The sequence below is a fragment of the Aquihabitans sp. McL0605 genome (assembly GCF_049993875.1).
Classification (GTDB): Bacteria; Actinomycetota; Acidimicrobiia; order Acidimicrobiales; family Iamiaceae; genus Aquihabitans.
The window spans coordinates 2,255,703-2,272,545 of the sequence record NZ_CP188252.1 but is presented as its reverse complement, the minus strand read 5'-3'; the positions used below and the strand labels follow the sequence as shown (position 1 = coordinate 2,272,545).

Sequence of the window (16,843 nt, the reverse complement as noted above, 5' to 3'; positions counted from 1 at the left end):
TGCTCCCGCTGCTCGGGCCCGGCTGGAGCCCGCGACCGCGTCAGATCACCGGTGCGAGCGGGTCGAGCTCCTCGATGGCGTGGGTGGGTGACTCCACCCGGCGGCTGATCAGCGTGACCACGATGGCCACCCCCGCGGCGAAGATGTTGCCCAGCAGCCAGGCCGCCGACGCACCGTCGAGCCCACCGTCGTGGCCGTGCTCGGGCACGAGGATCAGCGCCGGCACGATGATCGACAGGGTCAGCGTGACGGTGATGATCACGGTGGCGACGTTGCGGTGGAGGACGCGGGCCTCGGTGAGCAGCAGCGACGTGATGGCCCACGGGATGCCCGCCAGCATCATCGCCGGGAGGATGTGCGCGGCCTCCTGGTACGACTTGTCGAAGGCCGCGATGACCAGGCCCTTGCCGAAGAAGGCCACCACGGTGCCGAGCGCCATGAGCGACACGGCGAGACCCATGGCCAGGCGCATCTGGGTCTGCACGTGGGCGCCGCCCTTCCCGCCTTCGGCCAGCAGGGCCTGGCCGATGGCCGAAGGCACGTAGAAGGCGATGGCGACGATGCCCCAGGCCACGTAGAAGCTGCCGTTGGTGGTGCTGTCGACGTTGGTGAGCACGATGACCGGCAGGGCGAAGTAGGGCGCCTGGTAGGCGAGCGTGGACACGTAGTTGATGGCCGAGTAGCGGATGGCCGCGTGGGTCGACGCCGGCCGGGGGCGCAGCCGGTGCCGCCCGCCGGTGATCTTGCCGATGAACGCCACCCCGAGGAACCCGGAGATGGCCACCGGTGCCGCCAGGTCCAGGAAGATCCACAGCGCCCGCTGGTCGGACTGCTGGAACAGGGGCAGCAGGGCGATCTTGGCGACGGCCACGACGCAGATGCGCGCCAGGACGAGGTTCCACCGTCGCATGGTCATGCAGCGGACGTCGAAGATCAGCGAGAACGCCGAGCCCACCACCACGAGCCCGAACAGCACGAAGCCGCCCACCGGGTTCCAGTCCCACAGCACGTGCGCCGCGTTGGGGGCGACCAACCAGAGGTAGAGGCCCGAGGCGATGAGCGACGCGGGGATGGTGGCGAGCACCGCCCAGGAGAAGATGACGTGGCTGTCGACGCTGCGGTCGGGTGCGTAGCGGGCCAGTGCGACCGGCAGGCCCAGGCCCGCCAGGTACGTGACGAACAGGACCGACGTGAACAGCGCGGTGGCGTTGCCGAAGTCGCTCTTGACGTCGATCTTGCTGACGAAGATCGAGAACGCCAGGCCACCGAAGCCCTGCACCGCGGCGCCGAGCACGAGGACGCTCGAGCCGGTGAGGAGGTGGCGGGATGCCGAGCCGCTCGATCTCGAGCGGAGGGCGGAGAGCCGACCGGTGGGCGGTGCGACGGGCTCGACCTCCGGCGGGAGGGTGTCGTCGGTGATCACGGCCGACCCGTCGAGCGGAGCAGAAGGAGGCAGAGCGGACACAACGGCTCCACTGTAGGACTCGGCCTGCTCCCGACCCGGGTCCGAGGGCCGGCGGTCATCGGGCACAACCCGCCCGATCCTTGACCCTCCGGTCAAGAAGCACCGGTAGCCTGCGCCGATGGCCGGCATCACGGTGTTCGACCCCGCACCCACCCGCAGCGAGGCCCCGGCCCGCGGCCTCGAGCCGGTGCCCGGGGCCCGTCGTCCCGACCGGCGGCGGCAGGTCGATGCGGGCGGCATCTCCCTCACCGTGTGGGAGTGGGGCGACGAGGACGCACCTCCGTTCCTGTTCGCCCACGGCGGGTTCGACTTCGCCGGCACCTTCGACGTGCTGGCACCGCTCGTGGCCGATCGCGGGTTCCGGGTGGTGTCGTGGGACCAGCGCGGGCACGCCGACTCGGAGTACGCCGCGCTGTACGCCTGGGACGCCGACGTGCGCGACGCGATGGCGGTGCTCGATTCGATCGGGCCTCACGCCATCCCCGTCCTCGGCCACTCCAAGGGCGGCTCGGTGATGCTGCACCTGGCGGACGCGCTGCCCAACCGGGTGAGCCACCTCGTCAACCTCGACGGCATGCCCTCGGCGCGGACCTCACCCGATGTGCCCGACCACCACCGGACCAAGCTGCTGAGCGGCGAGATCGCCGACTGGCTCGGTCACCGCCGGGCCGCCGCCGACAAGATCCGCAGGCCCGGCACCATCGATGAGCTCGTCGAGCGCCGCGGCCGGATGAACCCGCGGCTGTCACCGGACTGGCTGCGCTACCTCGTGCGGATCGGCGGGTTCGAGTCGCCCGACGGGTGGCGCTGGAAGATCGATCCGGCCATGCGCATGGGCGGCTTCGGCCCGTGGCGGCCCGAGTGGTCGATGTCGCGGCTGCCGTCGCTCGGGATGCCCGTGCTGTGCATCCTCGGCCTCGAGATCGAGGTCATGGGGTGGGGCACCGTCCCCGACGACGTGGTGCCGAACCTGCCGGCCGGTGCTCGCTTCGTCCCCCTCGACGGCGTCGGCCACTTCGTCCACATCGAGCGGCCCGACGTGGTCGCCGATCTCGTGCTGGACCTCGTCTCGTGAGCCCCGAGCGCACCACCCGGTTCCTCACCCACGTGAAGGTCCGCCTCGCACTGCACGAGCTCCGGCCCGGCACCGGGCGCCCGCTGCTCCTGGTGCACGGCCTCGGGGAGTCCACGCCCACCGCGCCTCCTCCCTTCACCGAGTCGTGGCCGGGCCCGGTGCTCGGGCTCGACCTCACCGGGCACGGCGAGTCGAGCCGAGCCCCTGGCGGGGGCTACACGGCCGAGGTGCTGATGGCCGACGTCGATGCCGCCCTCGCCGTCATGGGACCGTGCACGGTGGTGGGCCGCGGCCTCGGCGCCTACGTCGCGCTGCTCATCGCCGGCGCCCGCCCCGAGCTGGTGGTGGGCGCGGTGCTGTGCGACGGGCCCGGGCTCGCCGGAGGCGGCGCCACCCCGAACTCGCCGATCCTCTTCCAACCGGCGCAGGCCCCTGCGGCGGTGCCGTCGCCGGGTGCGCCACCCGATCCGTTCGCCCTCATCGAGATGGCGCGCGACGTGCGACCCGGTGACTACGCGTCCACGTACGCGCGCCTCGCCCTGCAGTTCTCGGGCCGCGACGACCCCATCGCGATCGCCGCCCTGGTCCGCCCCCCGTGGCTGACCGCGGTGGCCGCCGAGCCCGGGGTGGTCATCGAGTCCCTCGCCGCCGCCCTGCGGCGGTACGCCGCCGTCGGCCTCAGCGCGGCGCCGGCGTAGCTGCGGCTCGGGCCGGCGTCAGGTGGTGCGGGCCACCACGAAATCGGCCAGGTCGCGCAAGGCGAGGTCGGCGTGGTCGGGGAGGTCGAGCGCCGGCAGGGCCGAGACGGCCCGGGCCGCGAGGGCGGTGATCTCCGCCTCGGCCACATCGAGCGCGCCGGTGGACACGAACAGGGCCTGGAGCTCGGCGATGGTCTCGGCGTCGAGGTCGGGGTCGCCCACGCGAGCGAGGAGCTCGACGTCGGTGCCGTGGGCGCGCTCGTGGGCCACGGCGAGCATCAACGTGGGCTTGCCCTCGCGGAGGTCGTCGCCCACCGGCTTGCCGGTGCGGCTCTCCAGCCCGAACACGCCCAGCACGTCGTCGCGCAGCTGGAACGCCTCGCCCAGCGGGTCGCCGTAGGTGCTGAGCTGGATGGCCAGCTCGGCATCGCCGCCGAGCAGCGCGCCGAGCTGGAGCGGGCGCTCGATGGTGTAGCGGCCCGACTTCAGCCGGGCGATGCGGCGTGCGCCCTCGCGGCCCACGCCACCGGTGGCGGTGCCGGCCAGGTCGAGGTACTGGCCGATGTTGAGCTCGATGCGCAGCTCGTGCCACAGGGCGGCCAGCTCGGGGCCGCCGTCGGGGATCAAGACGTCGGCGTAGACCAGGGCCAGGTCGCCGGCCAGGATGGCCACGCCCTCGCCGAAGCGACGGGATTCGCCGGCCCAGGCCTGCTCGCCGTGGCGGTCGGCGAAGCGCCGGTGCACCGCCGGCTCGCCGCGCCGGGTGGCCGAGCCGTCCATGACGTCGTCGTGGATGAGGGCGAACGCTTGGAGCAGCTCGAACGCGGCGCCGGCATCGATGATGCGCTGGTCGTCGGGAGCGCCGCCGGCAGCCACGAAGCCCCAGTGGCAGAACACGGGGCGGAGCCGCTTCCCGCCGGCCATGACGAGGGCCCGCAGGGCCTCGAGCGGGTGCAGCAGATCGGGGTCGACCGCCGCCCAGCGGCCGGTCTCTTGATCGAGGAGCTCGGTGACCCGGCCCTCGACGCGCGAGGCCACGATCCCCAGGTCAGCGGGGAGCGGCTCGGTGTCGGAGGTCGATGCGGGTCCGGCCATCAGGAGTGAGGCTAAGGCGGTCCGCCCTGCTTCCCCCTATCGAACCGCCCCCGCCCCGGAACCCCCGCTCCCCGGAAGCCGGCACGGATGAGCGCCGGTCGCAGCCGGGAACGGTGCCGCGTTCGACGTTGGGGGAGGAGGGGCTGCGCCTGAGCAGCGGCCCGTAGCCTGTGGCCATGGGAACCCTGGGGTCGAGACGGTCGCTCGCCGCCCTGGCCGTGGCGGTGGCGGTGGTCGGAGGCCTGGCGGGGTGCTCGAAGGACGAGTTCGCCGACCGCACCGCCGTCGTCGCCATCGGCGGCACCTCCCAGACCTACAAGGTGTCGTCGTGCGGGCTCGACGGGCAGACCGTCTTCGTGGTGGCGCGGGCGCCCGACGGGGCCGTCCTGCAGGGCGTGATGGGGCTGAAGAAGGACGACAAGACCGGCATCACCGAGTCCACCGGCGCCACGGTCGACCTCGACCCCGCCTCCACCGAGACCCGCGTGGCGGCGTTCGGGACGGAGGCGTGGGAGCGCAAGGGCTCCACCGGGCCCGCTCCCGGCTCGATCACGTCGGCTCGCCTGCGCGGCAGCCGCATCCAGTTCGCGGGCGAGGCCGTGCCCGTCGATGCCAACGACGAGCCCACGCCCGACGGGAAGGCCGAGCGGTTCTCGGTCGATGCCCGCTGCGATGAGGTCGACGGCTGAACGGCACCCGACGGGTCCGATTCCGCTGGTGGTGCGACTCGTAGGATCGCGCCATCGACGAGCCCAGCCCAGATCAGCCCGAGAAGCGCACCGCCCGCATCCCGGCGCAGCGACCCCCCGGGATCCACATCGACCGCGACGCGTCCAAGGCCCTCGTCCGGGCGATCCTCATCCCAGCCGTCGCGCTGCTCCTCTACTTCATCACGCCGTTCGACGACAACGCCTGGCTGCTCGGCGCCGGCCTGGGCTTCGTCGCCACCGCGATCGGCGTGCCGTACGCGGTGCGGAGGATCGTGCGGATCCGGTCGGCCCAGCACCCGCTGGCCGAGGCGCTGGCGGTGATCTCGCTGCTGTTCTCGCTGGTCGTGGTGGGCTTCGCCGGGAGCTACTACTCCCTGTCGCTCCACACCGATCAGTTCCCCGACATCCACACCCGCATCGACGCGCTCTACTTCACGATCGTCACGATCGGCACCGTCGGGTACGGCGACATCGTGCCCTCGGGCCAGGAGGCCCGCCTGCTGGTCAGCCTCCAGATCATGCTCAACCTCACGCTGATCGCCACGGTGGTCCGGTTGCTCGGGCGGGTGGCCACCTCCACCCCCGCCGCCCGGGAGCACCTCTCGTAGCTCAGCTCGACGAGGTGTCGTCCTCGTCGTCCTCGTCAGGTTCGTCGTCGCCCTCGACGGCGAGCCCGTCGGGGGTGAGGCCGGCCACCACCTGGTCGACCTTGATGCGGGCCGCGGTGATGCGGGCGCGGCAGTGCCCGATGAGCGCGGTGGCCCGGGCCACGTCGTCGGCCACGCGGTCGACATCGGGCTCGTCGTGCTCGAGCCGCTCGAGGATCGTCTCCAGCTCGGCCAGCGCATCGGGATAGGACATCTGGTCGACGGGGATCGGGGTGCTCATGGTGCGGGCTCCTGCGGGGGATCGGGCGGATCGATGACGGTGCTGACCACCCGGCCGTCGGCGACGCGGGTGACCAGGGTGGTGCCCGGCGGCGCATCGGCGAGGTGGCGGACGAGGCGGCCGTCGTCGGTGGTGGTGATGGACCAGCCGCGGGCAAGGGCCAGCTGGGGATCGTGGGCGCGGATGCGCGCCGCGGTGGCGTCGAGGTGCCGTTCGGCCCGGGCCGTGGCGCGTCGGCCGCGATCGCCGACCGCCCGGGCGGGAGCCTCGAGGCCGGCTGCGGCCGCGTCGAGGGCCCGGCGGGCCGCTCGCGTGGTCCGCTCGCCGGCCAGGTCGAGCGCGGTCTGCTGGCGGTCGAGGGCCCGGCCCCCGCTGCGCGCCACCCGGCCGGTGCGATCGTCGAGCCGGCTGCCGGCCACGCGCAACGACCGGTGGACGGCTCGCTGGATGGCCGCGGCGCGATCGTCGACGTCGCCCAGGAACGCCCGGACCCGGTTGACGATCGCGGCGGCCGCGGCCGTGGGGGTCTTGTGCGTGGTGTGGGCCACCTCGTCGGCGATCGACCGGTCGACCTCGTGGCCGATGCCGGTGAACACCGGGACCGAGAGCCCGGCGATGGCGCGGGCCATGAGCTCGGTGTCGAACGCGGCCAGGTCGGTGCGAGCGCCGCCGCCGCGGACCAGCAGCACGACGTCGACGCCGTCGCGATCGAGGATGGTGAGGGCGCGGGTGATCGACGCGGCCGCGTCGGCGCCTTGGGTGCGGGCGTCGACCGAGCGCACGGTGAAGCCGATGCCGCTGGCGGTGAGCTCGCTCATCACGTCGGCGTGGGCGGCGGTCCCGATGCTGGTGACGAGCCCGATGCGCAGGGGCACCAGCGGGACGCGCAGGCGGCCGTTGCGGTCGAGTAGGCCCTCGGTGGCCAGGGCGGCGAGCGTGCGGTCCTTGTCGGCCTGCAGGCGGCCCAACGTGTACGCCGGATCGATGCCGTGCATGCGGATCTGCAGGACGCCGCGCGGGCCGTACCAGCGGACCCGCCCCTGGATGCGGACCTCGATGCCGTCCTCCATGCGGACCCCGCCGCCGGCCCGCTTGATCTGGGCGTTGACCAGCATCCGCTCGGGGGCCAGCAGGGTGACGGCCAGCTGGGTCTTGGGCTGCTGGCCGGCCGGACACGGCTCGGCCAGCTGGAAGTAGACGTGGCCGTTGGCCGACCGGTTGAGGTTGCGGATCTGGCCCTCGATCCACACGTCGTCGGGCAGGGCACCCGCGAGCAGGCGAGCGAGGTGGGCCGACAGCTCGGGCACCGTCCAGGTATCGCCCCGAGGGTCTCGGCCGACGGATTCGTCGAAGAGCGCGCCGTCGGTCACGGCTCGAAGGTACCGGCCCTGCCGGGGGACGGTGAGCGACGCCACCACCGCTCACTCCGGGTAGGGTCCCGCCCACGGTCGGTGTCAGGGGACTCCGGCCTGGATGAGTCGAGTCTCAGGGGGCATCGATGGTGCAGCGTCAACGTGGATGGCGGAGCTTCGTGGTGTCGGGAGCCGTGGTGGCATCGGTCGCCGCCGTGCTCTCGCTGCCGATCGGACCGGCAGGGGCCCGGAGCGGCCGCCCGGCGTCGCCCGCCAAGGCCGCGGTGGTGGCCCCGTCAGGTGCGCTCACGGCCCAGCCGGCCAACGCCACCTGGGCCCGCCAGATCCTCGCCCGCTACGCGGGCACCAAGTCGACGGCCGACATCGTCGCCCTGGCCACCGCGCTCGGGAAGACCTCGAACCCGTCGGTGCCGATCCGAGCCGCCGCCCTCAAGAAGGCGCAGGTCGACAAGCGCGTGGCCGAGCTCTTCGAGCAGGTGCTCGAGCGGCCCACCGACCCCACCGGGCTCGACTACTGGAGCGGCCGCATCCGAGCCGGGAGCGTCTCGTACGAGAACCTCCTGATCACGCTCAGCACCTCGAACGAGGCCTGGCGCAAGGCGGGCTCGACGCCCGACGGCTACATCGACTGGACCTACTCGCACCTGCTCGGCCGGGCCGCCGACGCCCCCGGCAAGGCGTACTGGCAGGCCCGCCTGGGCGACGCCTCCGCCCGCGAGCTCTTCGTGCGCTCGTTCATCCGTTCGTCGGAGCGGGCCCGTCAGCTGGTCCGCGCCGACTTCGTCCGGTACCTCGACCGCGACGCCGATGCCAGCGGCCTGGCCCACTGGATCTCGCAGTACACCGCCGGCAAGGTCGGTGAGCTCGACCTCGCCGTCGCCCTCCTCGCCAGCAGCGAGTCTCGCAACGCCGGCTGCGGCTACGACCCCACCTACTGCCTGCTGCCGTTCCCGAGCAGCCGCCAGACGGTGAAGGACGCGTCCACCGTCACCGGGGTGCGGGTGGCGCTCAAGCCCGAGTGGATGCCCGCCAACGCGTCGGGCAAGCACATCGACCCGGTCGAGTGGAACCGCAACGACGGGTTCAGCCCCGGCCAGGCCATCGTGGTCCGGGTGCCCGGCATCGACGTGGCCAAGACCGGCCTCGCCGGCCAGACCGACATCGGCGCCAGCCTCGACGACGACGCTCCCATCGCGATCATCGACCAGAAGACCGGTGAGCGGCAGCCCTACTTCGCCGAGCTCGACTCCAACGTGCCCGCCGGCTCACCCGACCAGGTGCTTTACGTCCGGCCCGCGATCGACTACAAGGCCGGCCACACCTACGTGGTGGGCATGACCCACATGAAGGACGCCTCCGGGGCCGAGATCCCCGCCCCGGCCAAGTTCGACCGGCTCCGCGACAAGATCCTCGAGGCCGATCCGGATGCCCCCACCGGGCCCGGCACCGGCGACGCGGTCGAGACCACCTTCGGGTTCGCCGCGCTCGCCCACCACGCCGACATGCTCCCCCAGGACCTGTACCTGGAGTGGCAGTTCACCGTCGCCTCCACCGAGAGCACCACCGGGCGGATGCTCCACATCCGTGACGACGCGCTGGCCTCGCTCGATGGCCACGCCCCGGCGTTCACCGTCACGTCGGTCACCGCCAACCCCACCGAAGGCGTGGCCAAGCGGGTGATCGGCACGTACCAGGTGCCGCTGTACCTGACGGGCGACGGCTCGGCCGGGCAGGCGTTCAACACCGGTCCCGACGGCCTGCCCAAGCGCAACGGCAGCTACACCGCCCGCTTCGACTGCGAGCTCCCCACGCTGACCGGTGGCCAGAAGGCTCGCGCCGTGATCTACGGCCACGGCCTGTTCGGCGACTACGGCGAGGTCCAGTCGGGCCCGCAGCGCGCCATGGTGCGCGACCACGACATGGCGTACTGCGCCACCGACTGGGTCGGCATGAGCGACCAGGACGTCGGCAACGCCCTGACCATCCTCACCGACATGTCCACGTTCCGGACCCTGAGCGACCGCTCGCAGCAGGGGATCCTGAACACGGTGGTGCTCGGCCGCCTGATGCTGGCGCCTGACGGGCTCACCTCGAACGCCGCGTTCAAGACGGCGGGCCAGCCGGTGCTCGACACCAGCGACCTCTTCTACGACGGCAACAGCCAGGGCGGCGTGATCGGCGGTGCGTTCATCGCCGTGTCGCCCGACATCTCCGCCGGCGTGCTGGGCGTGGCCGGCATGAACTACTCGACCCTGCTCGAGCGCAGCGTCGACTTCGACCCGTTCTTCTCGGTGATGAAGAACACCTACCTGCGGGCGACCGATCGCGTCCTCGGCCTCCAGCTCATCCAGATGCTGTGGGACCGGGGGGAGACCAACGGGTACGCCGCCCACCTCACCGACGATCCGCTCCCCGGATCGGGTGCCAACCGGGTGCTGATCCACGTCGCCCTCGGCGATCACCAGGTGGCACCGCTCACCGCCGAGATCGAGGCGCGCACCGCGGGGATGGCGATCCACCGACCCGTGTACGGCGACGGCCGCTCGGCCGATGTCGACCCCGGCTGGGACCTGCCGTCCATCGACTACCCGTCCAGTGGCTCGGGCCTGGTGGTCTGGGACAGCGGCGCCACGCTCGCCCCGCTGGCCAACGTGCCCCCGAGGGTGGGCGAGGATCCGCACCAGGACCCTCGCTCGTCGTCGGTCGCCCAAGGCCAGAAGGACGCGTTCCTCCGCACCGGCGGCACCATCACCGACGTGTGCAGCGCCGCCCCCTGCACCGCCCCCCAGTCGTAGCCCCAGCGATCTCAGGTCGGGCACCCACCCGTGGGGTGGGTCGGTGACCTGAGATCGGGTGGGTGGAGACGCGACGAGGGCCGCCCCCGGGTGGGAGCGGCCCTCGTGTCGACACAGGCGAGCGGCGGTGGGCCGCTCGGTCAGCGTGGGGTGATCAGCCGGCCATGTTGGCGGCGACGAAGTCCCAGTTGACCAGGTTGGTCAGGAAGTTGGCCACGTAGTCGGGGCGGGCGTTGCGGTAGTCGATGTAGTAGGCGTGCTCCCACACGTCGACCGTGAGCAGCGCCTTGACGCCGTGCTTCAGCGGCAGGTCGGCGTTGAAGGTCTTCTGGATCTTCAGGCCGCCGTCGTCGACCAGCCAGGCCCAGCCGGAGCCGAACGTGGTCTTGGCGGCCTCGGTGAACTCGGAGGCGAAGGCGTCGTAGGAGCCGAACGCCGAGTTGATGGCGTCGCCGATCTCGCCGTCGGGGGCGCCGCCACCGGAGGGCGACAGGCAGTTCCAGTAGAAGGTGTGGTTCCACACCTGCGCCGAGTTGTTGAAGAGCGGCCCGGCATCGGCGGCGAGGATGATCTCCTCGAGCGACGAGTCGGCGTGCTCGGTGCCCTCGATCAGCCCGTTGAGCACGTTCACGTACGTGGCGTGGTGCTTGCCGTAGTGGTACTGGATGGTCTCCGCGGAGAGGCCCTTGGCGGCAAGGGCGTCTTCGGCGTAGGGAAGCGGGGGCAGCTCGATGGCCATGGTTGGTTCCTTTCGGCGCTTCATCAGCGATTCGGCTGGACCCTACTTCCCGATCTCCCGAATGCGAACCGTGGCGCTGGTGGGCCGGGGTGGATCAGACGCCGGCGCGCACCAGCGTGCGGTACAGCTCGGCGTAGAGGCCGCCCGTCTCGATGAGCTCGGTGTGGCGGCCCTGCTGGACGAGCCGGCCGTGGTCGAGCACCAAGATGCGGTCGGCGTCGACGATGGTGGACAGCCGGTGGGCGATCACGATCGACGTGCGGCCGCGCAGCGCCTCGGCCAGGGCCTCCTGCACCAGCAGCTCGTTCTCGCTGTCGAGGCTGGAGGTGGCCTCGTCGAGGATGACCACCGCGGGGTCCTTCAGCAGCATGCGGGCGATGGCCAGCCGCTGCTTCTCGCCCCCGGACAAGCGGTAGCCCCGCTCGCCCACGACCGTGGCGTAGCCGTCGGGCAGCGCGTCGATGACGTGGTGGACGCGGGCCGCGGTGGCTGCGGCCACCAGCTCGTCGTGGGTGGCGTCCTGCTTGGCGTAGCGCAGGTTGTCGGCGACCGATTCGTGGAACAGGTGCGGGTCCTGGCTGACCACGCCGATCGCGGCGCGCAGCGACGCCTGCGTGAGGTCCCGGACGTCGATGCCGTCGATGCGGACCGCCCCGCTGGTCACGTCGTAGAGCCGCGGGATCAGCTGGCTGATGGTGGTCTTGCCGGCACCCGAGGGGCCGACCAGGGCCACCAGCTCACCCTGGTCGATGTGCACCGTGAGGTCGTGCAGCACCGGGCCCGACCCCTGGTCGGGCGCCGCCAGCTGCGCCGCGCTCTCGAGCGAGGCGACCGAGGACTCGAGGCCCGACGGGTAGGCGAACGTGACGTGGTCGAGGTCGATGATGCCGACGGGAGCGTTGAGGCTGACCGCATCGTCCTTGTCGGTGATGGGGTTCGGCGAGTCGAGCACCTCGAACACCCGGTCGAACGAGACGAACGCGGTCATCAGGTCGACCCGGGCGTTCGTGAGGCTGGTGAGCGGCGAGTAGATCTGGGCCACGAACACCCCGAGGGCGACGAGCGTGCCGACGCTGATCGACCCCGAGATCACCAGGTGGCCGCCGACCAGGTAGATGGCGGCGGTGCCCACCGCGCCCACCAGCGTGAGGGCCGTCATGAACGTGCGCGAGTACATGGCGCTGCGGATGCCGATGTCGCGGACCTGGCGGGCCCGGTCGGAGAAGCTGTCGGACTCGTCGTCGTGGCGCCCGAAGAGCTTCACGAGCAGCGCGCCCGACACGCCGAACCGCTCGGTCATGGTGGCGTTCATCGAGGCGTTGAGGTCGAAGCCCTCGCGGGTGATGCCCGCGAGGTGGCCGCCGACGCGCTTGGCGGGGAGCAGGAAGAGGGGGAGCAGCACGAGCGACAGCAAGGTGAGCTGCCAGCTCAGGAAGAACATGGCCCCGAGCGTGAGGGCGAGGGTGACCACGTTGGACACGACGGTGCCGAGGGTGCCGGTGACGGCCCGCTGGGCCCCGATCACGTCGTTGTTCATGCGGCTGACCAGTGCGCCCGTCTGGGTACGGGTGAAGAAGGCGATCGGCTGGCGCTGGACGTGGTCGAACAGGGCGGAGCGCAGGTCGTAGATGAGGCCCTCGCCGATGGTGGCGGAGAGCCACCGCTCCACCATGCCGAGCGCGGCGAGGGCGAACGCCACGGCGATCATGATCCCGGCCAGGACCGTGACCATGCGGTCGTCCTTCTGCGGCACGGCGTCATCGATGATCGCCTTGATCACCAGGGCGGGGATCAGCCCGAGGAACGCCTCGACCACCACGATGCCGAGGAAGCCGAACACCCGCAGCCGGTACTCGTGGGCGAACCGCCACACGCGGCTGATCAGCCCCGGGGTGAGGGTGGTCTTCGAGGCGGACGCGTCCGCCATCATCATCCGGTGCATCACTGACGGGTCCATGGCGCGTCGAAGGCTACGGCGCGCTGCGGGAAACCCCGCGGTCGGAGGGGGTTCGGGCCGTGGTGCGCAGGTGGGCGGGAGCTACTCGGCGGCGGCAGGCCCGCCGGTGCCCGGGCACTGCTCGCCCAGGCAGTCGGCGCTGGGACCGAGGGCGCCGTCGATGCGGGCGAACACGTTGGCGATGGTGGCCAGCTCCTCGGAGGACACCTGGTCGAGGAAGTACTCGCGCACCCCGGTGACGTGGTGGGGGGCGATGGCCTCGATGGTGGCCCGGCCTTCGGGGGTGAGCACGGCGAACGAGCCGCGGCGGTCGTCGGGGCAGCTCTGCCGAGCCACCAGGCCGCGGGTCTCGAGCCGGCCGATGTGGTGCGACAGGCGGCTGCGGGACTCGACCGACAGGTCGGCGAGCTCGGCCATGCGCAGGCGGTCGTCGGGCGATTCGGAGAGGGCGACGAGCACGCCGTAGTCGTCGTGGGTGACGCCCTGTGCCTTCAGGTCCTGGTCGAGCTGCTCGAGCAGGCGCCGCGAACCGGTGATGAAGCTCCGCCAGGCGCGCTGCTCCGAGTCGGTCAGCCACTGGACGGGTACCGGGGGTGCGGAGGAGGCCATGGAGAAATCGTACCCGAAGGTGGTTGACATTTCAACGATGCGGGATAAGATGATTGCAGTTTCAACAATCAAACGTTCAACACGCTGCTAGGAGCACACCATGAGCACCACCGAGATCCCCGCCGGCACCTGGGTCATCGATCCCTCCCACTCCGAGGTGGGCTTCAGCGTCCGCCACCTGATGGTCTCGAAGGTGAAGGGCAACTTCCACACCTTCGACGGCACCATCACGATCGGGGAGAACCCCCTCGACTCATCGGTCACGGCCAGCGTCGACCTCGACTCGATCAGCACCCGTGACGAGGGCCGCGACGCCCACCTCCGGTCGGCCGACTTCTTCGAGACCGAGACCTACCCCAAGCTCACCTTCGCCTCCACCTCGGTCCTGGCCGACGATGGCGACTTCAAGGTCACCGGCGACCTCACCATCAAGGGCGTCACCCAGCAGGTCGTCCTCGACCTGGAGTTCAACGGCGTCAGCGGCGACCCGTGGGGCGGCACCCGCTCCGGCTTCTCCGCCGTCACCGAGATCTCCCGCAAGGACTTCGGGATCGACTTCAACATCCCGCTCGACGGCGGCGGCCACGTGGTCGGCGACAAGATCAAGATCTTCCTCGAGGTCGAAGCCGTCCTCCAGGGCGCTGACGTGCCCGCCGAGGCCAACGCCTGATCACCCTCCGTCGCACCTGACCGGTCCCCCTTGCCGGTCGGTTCGATCGACGGGAGCATCTGGAGTCGAGGATCCCGCCCCTCGCCTCCGGGTGCTCCCGTCTCGCGTCCATCCCGAACACCCCACCCCTCGCCCGCCCTTCCACCGAGGCGGGCCTCACACCGAGGAAGCTGTGCCATGGCCATCAAGCGCATGAACCACGCCGTGCTCTACGTCCGAGACGCCGAGCGCACCGCCGCGTTCTACCAGGACGTGCTCGGGTTCCGCACCGTGATGGGGTTCCCCGGCGCGGTGTTCCTCCAAGCGCCCGACTCCACCAACGATCACGACCTCGGGCTCTTCTCCATCGGTGAGGGAGCCGGGCCGCCCTCGGCCGGCCGCACCACCGTCGGGCTGTACCACCTGGCCTGGGAGGTGGGCACCCTGGCCGACCTGGCCGAGGCCGGTCGGCAGCTGCAGGCCGCCGGCGCCCTCGTGGGCGCATCCGACCACGTCAGCACCAAGAGCCTCTACGCCAAGGATCCCGACGGCCTCGAGTTCGAGGTGTGCTGGGTCGTCCCTGCCGACCTGCTCCCCGCCGATGCGCAGGTCGGGACGTTCCCGCTCGACCTCGATCGCGAGCTGGAGCACTTCGGCCCCCTCACCCCCGGCGGCCGCTGACACCGCTGGCCCAGGCCTTGCCGCGGGTCCGCCGGTGCAGTAGGTATACGCATCGTCATCAAGAGATGCGCGGCCCGCCCTCACCCCAGGCGATCGCGCCGACAGCGGGAGCGGCCATGGCCAACGCACGGTGGGGTGGGCACCCGGCGGATCGCCGAGCGCCGGGCCAGATGAGCAGCATCCCGGACGGTTGCCGGTGTGTGCTGGTTGCATGCGGAGATGACCATGCCTGACCAGACGTCGCGGATCGAGGACCGTCTGGCGTCGCTGGAACTGGAGCTGGCGCTCCTTCGAGCCAGCGTCGAGGAGCGCCTCCGCACCCGTCAGATCGTGGTGGTCGACGAGGAGGGGGTCGAGCGGATCGTGCTCGATGCCCGCCACGGGACCGGATCGGTCCTCGTCCGCCTGGCGGGGCCGCCCGGTCGCACCACCGGGGTCGAGGTCTACGCCAGCCAGCCCGAGCTCGGACCGCCGGAGATCGGGTTGTGCGTCCTGCGCGACGGCGACGTGGTCAGTCGCTGGACGTCGGGCTGAGCCCGTCGGACCCGATCCCGTCCACCAGCTCGCCCGGGCGCACGCCCAGGCCCCGGGCCAAGCGCAGCACGTTCTTCAGGGTGAGGTTGCGCTCGCCCCGCTCGATCTGGCCGATGTAGGTCCAGTGCAGGCCGGCAGCATCGGCCAGGGCCTCCTGGGTGAGCGAGCGCTCGTGGCGCAGGATCCGCAGGTGCTGGCCGAACGCGATGAGCTCGGGATCCTTGGCCTTGGCGGGTCCGGCGCTCGAGGAGGGGGTCATGGGTGGTCATCAAGCCAGGGCAGAGACGAGACATCCAGAGACGGATCGTATGGTCACCGGCTGGCGATCCCACGGGTGACGACCGAGGCCCGAACGGAGAAGAGGACCCGGACCGAGTGGTCCGAGTCCTCTTCGGGGGCGGAGGGCGTGGGATTTGAACCCACGGTGACCTTGCAGCCACAACGGTTTTCGAGACCGTCCCATTCGTCCGCTCTGGCAGCCCTCCGGCTCCGACGTTAGTCGGCGGCCACCGCCGCGCCACAGGCCGGTTCCCCCGGCCGGGCGGGCCCGAGCGTCAGCGGCGGTCGGCGAAGAACGCGGTCAGCAGGTCGGCCGCCTCGTCGGCGCGGACCCCCGCCACCACCTCGGTGGTGTGGTTCAGGCGCTGGTCGACGGCGACGTTGTAGAGCGAGCCCATGGCCCCGGCCTTGAGGTCCGCGGCACCGAAGACCACGCGGCCCACCTGCGCCGCCCACACCGCCCCGGCGCACAGCGGACACGGCTCGAGGGTGACCACCAGGGTGGCGTCGCGTAGGCGCCGGTCGCCCAGGGCCGCGGCCGCGTCGCGGATGGCCAGGACCTCGGCGTGGGCGGTGGGATCACCGCTCTGCTGGCGCTCGTTGCGCCGCGCCGCGACCACCTGGCCGTCGATCAGCACCACGGCGCCCACCGGCACCTCGTTGGCGGCCGCCGCCTCTCGGGCCAGGTCGAGCGCGAGCCCCATGGCGGCGTGGTCGTCGATCGGCAGCGGTTCTCCAGGCACCGCAGGAGCGTACGGCGTGGCCGACCAGCCCCGGCTCCGTGGCCGCCGCCGACCGGGCCGTCGCCTACCGGGCCGCCGCCCGCTGGTCCTCGAGCCGGTCGATCAGCTCGGCCTGGGCCGGGTTCAGCTTCACGCGGGCGATCGGCAGCGGGAACCACTCGGCCCGATCGACCTCGGGGAACGCCTGGATCTGGCCCGAGCGCGGCGGCCACTCCTGCTCGAACGTGTTGCTGGAGATGGCGGTGGCGTCGAAGTCGGCGGCGCGAGCGAAGCAGCGGATGCGCTTCCCGCTGGCGAGGCGCACGAACCCGAGATCGTCGTCGGCGACCGTGGGATCGGGACTGGCCGGCGGCGGTGGCGAGCCGAGCTCCTCGGTGAACTCGCGGATGGCGGTGGCGTGCGGGTCGTCGTCGGGTCCGTGCTCGCCCTTGGGGATCGACCAGGCGCCGTCGTCCTTCTTGGCCCAGAACGGGCCGCCCGGGTGCACGAGCAGGACCTGCACCTCGTCGCCCACCTCGCGGTGCAGGAGCAGGCCGGAGCTGAGCTTCACCAC

Annotated in this window: 18 protein-coding genes and 1 tRNA gene; 8 read left to right on the top strand and 11 right to left on the bottom strand. The window is 71.7% G+C overall.

What is annotated here, in order from left to right; genetic code table 11:
• Nucleotides 1–40: 40 nt before the first annotated feature.
• Nucleotides 41–1,465, bottom strand: coding sequence for a lipopolysaccharide biosynthesis protein (locus ACPPVX_RS10435; RefSeq protein ID WP_426574836.1), 1,425 nt, complete (start codon nt 1,463–1,465; stop codon nt 41–43).
• Between the two features lie 118 nt (nt 1,466–1,583).
• Between ACPPVX_RS10435 and ACPPVX_RS10430 the strand changes: the two genes are divergently transcribed.
• Nucleotides 1,584–2,540 carry an alpha/beta fold hydrolase gene (locus ACPPVX_RS10430; RefSeq protein WP_426574835.1) on the top strand — a complete coding sequence of 319 codons (957 nt, stop codon included), beginning with the start codon at nt 1,584–1,586 and terminating at the stop codon, nt 2,538–2,540.
• Nucleotides 2,537–3,238 carry an alpha/beta fold hydrolase gene (locus tag ACPPVX_RS10425; RefSeq protein ID WP_426574834.1) on the top strand — a complete coding sequence of 234 codons (702 nt, stop codon included), beginning with the start codon at nt 2,537–2,539 and terminating at the stop codon, nt 3,236–3,238. The genes ACPPVX_RS10430 and ACPPVX_RS10425 overlap by 4 nt, the downstream gene beginning before the upstream one ends.
• Nucleotides 3,239–3,256: 18 nt before the next feature.
• Here ACPPVX_RS10425 and ACPPVX_RS10420 read toward each other — a convergent pair whose 3' ends face one another.
• Complete coding sequence (locus ACPPVX_RS10420) at nt 3,257–4,333, bottom strand: polyprenyl synthetase family protein (RefSeq protein WP_426574833.1); 1,077 nt, start codon at nt 4,331–4,333, stop codon at nt 3,257–3,259.
• 176 nt (nt 4,334–4,509) lie between these two features.
• On the opposite strand from ACPPVX_RS10420, the gene ACPPVX_RS10415 reads away from it, so the two are divergent.
• A complete protein-coding gene (locus ACPPVX_RS10415) occupies nt 4,510–5,022 on the top strand; it encodes a hypothetical protein (protein ID WP_426574832.1) in 513 nt (170 codons plus the stop codon).
• Between the two features lie 293 nt (nt 5,023–5,315).
• Nucleotides 5,316–5,651, top strand: a complete 336-nt coding sequence (locus ACPPVX_RS10410) for a potassium channel family protein (protein ID WP_426574831.1) — start codon at nt 5,316–5,318, stop codon at nt 5,649–5,651.
• Nucleotide 5,652: 1 nt separating this feature from the next.
• Here the strand turns inward: ACPPVX_RS10410 and xseB are convergent, their stop codons facing one another.
• The gene (xseB, locus tag ACPPVX_RS10405; protein ID WP_426574830.1) at nt 5,653–5,931 is read right to left on the bottom strand and encodes an exodeoxyribonuclease VII small subunit; all 279 of its coding nucleotides are present in this window, start codon (nt 5,929–5,931) and stop codon (nt 5,653–5,655) included.
• A complete protein-coding gene (xseA, locus tag ACPPVX_RS10400; RefSeq protein WP_426574829.1) occupies nt 5,928–7,301 on the bottom strand; it encodes an exodeoxyribonuclease VII large subunit in 1,374 nt (457 codons plus the stop codon). The genes xseB and xseA overlap by 4 nt, the downstream gene beginning before the upstream one ends.
• Before the next feature lie 128 nt (nt 7,302–7,429).
• On the opposite strand from xseA, the gene ACPPVX_RS10395 reads away from it, so the two are divergent.
• The gene (locus ACPPVX_RS10395) at nt 7,430–10,099 is read left to right on the top strand and encodes a DUF4214 domain-containing protein (RefSeq protein WP_426574828.1); all 2,670 of its coding nucleotides are present in this window, start codon (nt 7,430–7,432) and stop codon (nt 10,097–10,099) included.
• A 154-nt stretch (nt 10,100–10,253) separates the two neighbouring features.
• On the opposite strand, the gene ACPPVX_RS10390 is transcribed toward ACPPVX_RS10395, so the two are convergent.
• From ACPPVX_RS10390 to ACPPVX_RS10380, 3 genes are all read right to left on the bottom strand, one after another.
• Complete coding sequence (locus ACPPVX_RS10390) at nt 10,254–10,838, bottom strand: superoxide dismutase (RefSeq protein WP_426574827.1); 585 nt, start codon at nt 10,836–10,838, stop codon at nt 10,254–10,256.
• Between the two features lie 94 nt (nt 10,839–10,932).
• Complete coding sequence (locus tag ACPPVX_RS10385; protein ID WP_426574826.1) at nt 10,933–12,795, bottom strand: ABC transporter ATP-binding protein; 1,863 nt, start codon at nt 12,793–12,795, stop codon at nt 10,933–10,935.
• A gap of 81 nt (nt 12,796–12,876) precedes the next feature.
• Nucleotides 12,877–13,404 carry a MarR family winged helix-turn-helix transcriptional regulator gene (locus tag ACPPVX_RS10380; protein WP_426574825.1) on the bottom strand — a complete coding sequence of 176 codons (528 nt, stop codon included), beginning with the start codon at nt 13,402–13,404 and terminating at the stop codon, nt 12,877–12,879.
• 100 nt (nt 13,405–13,504) lie between these two features.
• On the opposite strand from ACPPVX_RS10380, the gene ACPPVX_RS10375 reads away from it, so the two are divergent.
• The 3 genes from ACPPVX_RS10375 to ACPPVX_RS10365 all read left to right on the top strand — a co-directional run bounded on the left by ACPPVX_RS10375 (nt 13,505) and on the right by ACPPVX_RS10365 (nt 15,268).
• Nucleotides 13,505–14,074, top strand: coding sequence for a YceI family protein (locus ACPPVX_RS10375; RefSeq protein WP_426574824.1), 570 nt, complete (start codon nt 13,505–13,507; stop codon nt 14,072–14,074).
• 177 nt (nt 14,075–14,251) lie between these two features.
• Nucleotides 14,252–14,734, top strand: coding sequence for a VOC family protein (locus ACPPVX_RS10370; RefSeq protein WP_426574823.1), 483 nt, complete (start codon nt 14,252–14,254; stop codon nt 14,732–14,734).
• 219 nt (nt 14,735–14,953) lie between these two features.
• The gene (locus tag ACPPVX_RS10365) at nt 14,954–15,268 is read left to right on the top strand and encodes a hypothetical protein (protein WP_426574822.1); all 315 of its coding nucleotides are present in this window, start codon (nt 14,954–14,956) and stop codon (nt 15,266–15,268) included.
• Here ACPPVX_RS10365 and ACPPVX_RS10360 read toward each other — a convergent pair.
• The 4 genes from ACPPVX_RS10360 to ACPPVX_RS10345 form a co-directional block, all read right to left on the bottom strand.
• Nucleotides 15,246–15,527 (bottom strand): helix-turn-helix domain-containing protein, encoded by a 282-nt coding sequence (locus ACPPVX_RS10360; RefSeq protein WP_426574821.1) that lies wholly within the window; start codon nt 15,525–15,527, stop codon nt 15,246–15,248. The two genes, ACPPVX_RS10365 and ACPPVX_RS10360, sit on opposite strands and share 23 nt — an antisense overlap.
• A 139-nt stretch (nt 15,528–15,666) precedes the next feature.
• Nucleotides 15,667–15,753: transfer RNA gene (locus ACPPVX_RS10355), tRNA-Ser, on the bottom strand.
• A 69-nt stretch (nt 15,754–15,822) separates the two neighbouring features.
• Nucleotides 15,823–16,290, bottom strand: a complete 468-nt coding sequence (locus ACPPVX_RS10350) for a nucleoside deaminase (protein ID WP_426574820.1) — start codon at nt 16,288–16,290, stop codon at nt 15,823–15,825.
• A gap of 64 nt (nt 16,291–16,354) precedes the next feature.
• Entirely contained in the window at nt 16,355–16,843 is a 489-nt protein-coding gene (locus ACPPVX_RS10345; RefSeq protein ID WP_426574819.1) for an NUDIX domain-containing protein, read from the bottom strand.